Annotated in this window: 2 protein-coding genes; both read left to right on the forward strand. The window is 71.7% G+C overall.

Features of this window, described 5'->3' with window-relative positions:
• Window positions 1–157 precede the first annotated feature (157 nt).
• The gene (locus ACYVE9_RS19785) at window positions 158–1,522 is read left to right on the forward strand and encodes an NAD(P)/FAD-dependent oxidoreductase (RefSeq protein WP_461029221.1); all 1,365 of its coding nucleotides are present in this window, start codon (window positions 158–160) and stop codon (window positions 1,520–1,522) included.
• 213 nt (window positions 1,523–1,735) lie between these two features.
• Complete coding sequence (locus ACYVE9_RS19790; protein ID WP_461029222.1) at window positions 1,736–3,334, forward strand: M28 family metallopeptidase; 1,599 nt, start codon at window positions 1,736–1,738, stop codon at window positions 3,332–3,334.
• Window positions 3,335–3,405 lie beyond the last annotated feature (71 nt).

Here is a 3,405-nt window from a genome sequence, read left to right on the forward strand (position 1 = left end):
CGAGGCGCTGGACAGCCTGGCCGCCCTCGGCCACGTCCCCGACCGGAGGTGACGGGGCCGGCCGCCCTGACCGCCCCCACCCGGTCCGTGATCCGCACACCCCCGACGACCGCTCCCCGGCCCCTCGCAGGCCGGCACCCGAAAGGCGGCACCCCTCATGTCAGAGCCGACCCCCCACCAGCCCGAGCACCCCGGCCGGCCGGCCCAGCCCCCTCACCCCGATGCATCCGGCACCTCCCGCCCCGGCGACCGTCCGGAACCGTCGGCTTCCACGAACCCCGCGAACCCCGCAGCCGCCGCAGACGTGGTGGTCATCGGCGCCGGGGCGGCCGGCTTGGCCTGTGCCGCGGATCTCACCGCCGGCGGCCTGCGGGTGCGGGTCCTGGAGGCGTCCGACGCGGTCGGTGGCCGGATGCGCACCGACCGGCACGAGGGCTTCGTCCTGGACCGCGGCTTCCAGGTCTTCAACACCTCTTACCCGCAGGTGAAGCGGCGGCTGCGGCTCCGCGAGCTGCGCCTGCGCCCGTTCACGCCGGGTGTGCTGATCCGCACCGAGCGCGGCCTGCTGCGTTTCACCGACCCGACCCGCCGTCCGTGGCAGAGCGCCGACCTGCTGCCGGGGCGGCTCGCGTCGACCCGCGACCTGCTCGCACTGGGCGTGCTGTCGGCCCGCGACATGCTCGGCCCACCCGCCCTCCGCAAGCGTGCCGAGGACCACACCACCCGGACCGCCCTGGCCGCCGCCGGCGTCTCCGACGAGCTGGTGGAGAACTTCTTCCGCCCGTTCCTCTCAGGCGTTTTCCTCGAGGACGAACTGGAGACCTCCGAGCGCTTCTTCCACCTGGTGTGGCGCAGCATGCTGCGCGGCACACTCTGCCTGCCGGCGTCCGGAATCGGCGCGGTGCCCGGACAGCTCGCCTCCGCCCTGCCGCCGGGCACTGTTCGGCTCGACACCCCGGTCGACCGGCTCACCGACGACGGTGTGCTCCTCGGTGACGGTGGTGAACTGGCCGCAACCGCCGTGGTGGTGGCGACGGGGCAGGCCGCCGCCGCCCGTCTGCTGCCCGGCCTGGATGTGCCGGCCGGCCGCACCGTCACCACGTACTACCACGTGGTGGCCCGACCGCCGCTACCGGAACCGACGTTGCTCGTGGACACCGCCAGGCGCTTCCTCAACACCTGTGTGATCAGCCAGGTGTCACCCGGTCACTCGCCCGACAGTCGTGCCCTGGTGGCCACTTCGGTGCTGGGTGACGACCGGCCCGAGGGTCGGCGGGAACTGCTCTCCGCCCTGGCCGACGCCTACGGCACCGACACCTCCGACTGGCAGCACCTCGCCGCCCGGACCGTGTCCGACGCCCTGCCGGCGATGCCGCCGCCGCAGCCGCTGATGCGCGCCACCCGCTTCGCACCGGGCCGCTACGTGTGCGGGGACCACCGGGCGACCGGCTCGCTCCAGGGAGCCCTAGCCTCCGGCGCCAAGGCCGCCCGGGACGTGCTGAGCGACCTCCGCTCCACCTGACACCTGCCCCCGGACCGCCCCGGAGAAGGCATACCTGACAGACCGCCAAAAACTCGGCCAATCGGATTATCACTCCCGGTGATGTGTGCCACAGGCGTTCCCCCGAAGCCACTCTGACGCTAACTTCCCTTCCACTGCGTTCGTATCCCGGACACGGAATCCCCCACGCCGAACAGTTCTGTCCCCGTCGCACGCACACGGAAGGACCTGCCTGTGCACGCCTCGCTCCGCAGAAGACGCCGCTCAGTCGCGGCGCTCTCCGCCGCAGCACTCGCCACCCCGCTCCTGCTCGTCGCGTCCGCCACCCCGGCCACGGCCAAGAGCGACCCCGCCCACCAGGGGCAGAAACTCGCCAAGCAGCTCGTCAAGCACTCCAAGGCGAAGAACGCCTACCGGCACCTGAAGGCGTTCCAGGCCATCGCCGACCGGTACGACGACAACCGGGCGGCCGGCACCCGCGGCCACGACGTGTCCGCCAAGTACGCCGGCACCCTGCTCAAGGCCGCGGGCTACAAGGTCACCTACCAGGACTTCACGTTCACCTTCCGCGAGACGATCGCGGAGAAGCTGACGGTCCTCGGCCCCGACGGCCGCGACGTGCCGATCAAGCTGATGACGTACACCACCAGCACGCCCGAGGGCGGCCTGGAGGCGGACGTCACCGAGGTCCCCCGGGACGAGGACGGCACCACCGGCTGCACCGCCGACGACTTCGCGTCCGGTGACTACACCGGACAGATCGCGCTCATCCAGCGCGGCGGCTGCTCCTTCGCCCAGAAGCAGGCCGCGGCAGCCGACGCCGGCGCCGTGGGCGCGCTCATCTACAACAACGTGGACGGCGAACTGAACGGCACCCTGGGCGAGTCCAGCGCCGGGCGCGTCCCCACCGGCGGCCTCAGCAAGGCCGACGGTGACGCGCTCTCCGCCGAGGTGGCCGAGGGCGACGTCACCGTGAACCTGGAACTCATCGAGTTCCAGGAGGAGCGCAGCACGCCCAACGTCATCGCGGAGACCCGCGGCGGCGACCCGGACAACGTCGTGATGCTCGGCGCGCACCTCGACTCGGTGGCCGACGGCCCCGGCATCAACGACAACGCCTCCGGCTCGGCCGGCATCCTGGAAGCGGCACTCCAGTACTCCAAGGCCACCAAGCAGTGGCTGCCGTCGAAGCACCGCCACCACAAGCAGCCGGCCAACAAGGTCCGCTTCGCGCTGTGGAGTGCGGAGGAGCTCGGCCTCCAGGGCGCCGAGCACTACGTCTCGAACCTCAGCGACGCCGAGCGCGACCGGATCGCGCTGTACCTGAACTTCGACATGATCGCCTCGCCGAACTACGGGCTGTTCGTGTACGACGGTGACGACTCCGACGCGGTCGGCGCCGGCCCGGGCCCCGAGGGCTCCGCCCAGATCGAGTACGGCATCAACGAGTTCATCCGGTCCCGCGGCGAGGAGCCGCGCGGCACCGACTTCACCGGACGGTCCGACTACGGCCCGTTCATCGAGGTCGGCATCGCCTCCGGTGGCACCTTCACCGGCGCCGAGGGTGTCAAGACCGAGGCGCAGCAGGAGCTGTGGGGCGGTGAGGCCGGAGTCTCCTACGACCCCTGCTACCACCAGGCCTGCGACGACATCAAGAACATCGACATGAAGGCCTTCGACGTCAACATCAAGGTCATCGCCAACGCCCTGGGCACGTACGCCTGGGACACCAGCTCGCTGCAGGACGAAGTCCCCTTCGTCCCCACCGACGGTGACGCGGGCAGCGGCGGCGGTCTGCACGACGACCACGACCACGACCAGGCCGTCGAGTAACCCGGCCGGCCCGGGCGATCCAGCCGGACAGCGCCGGCCGGGCCTCGGGGGGCATTCCCTCCCGAGGCCCG

The sequence above is a fragment of the Streptomyces sparsus genome (assembly GCF_054776295.1).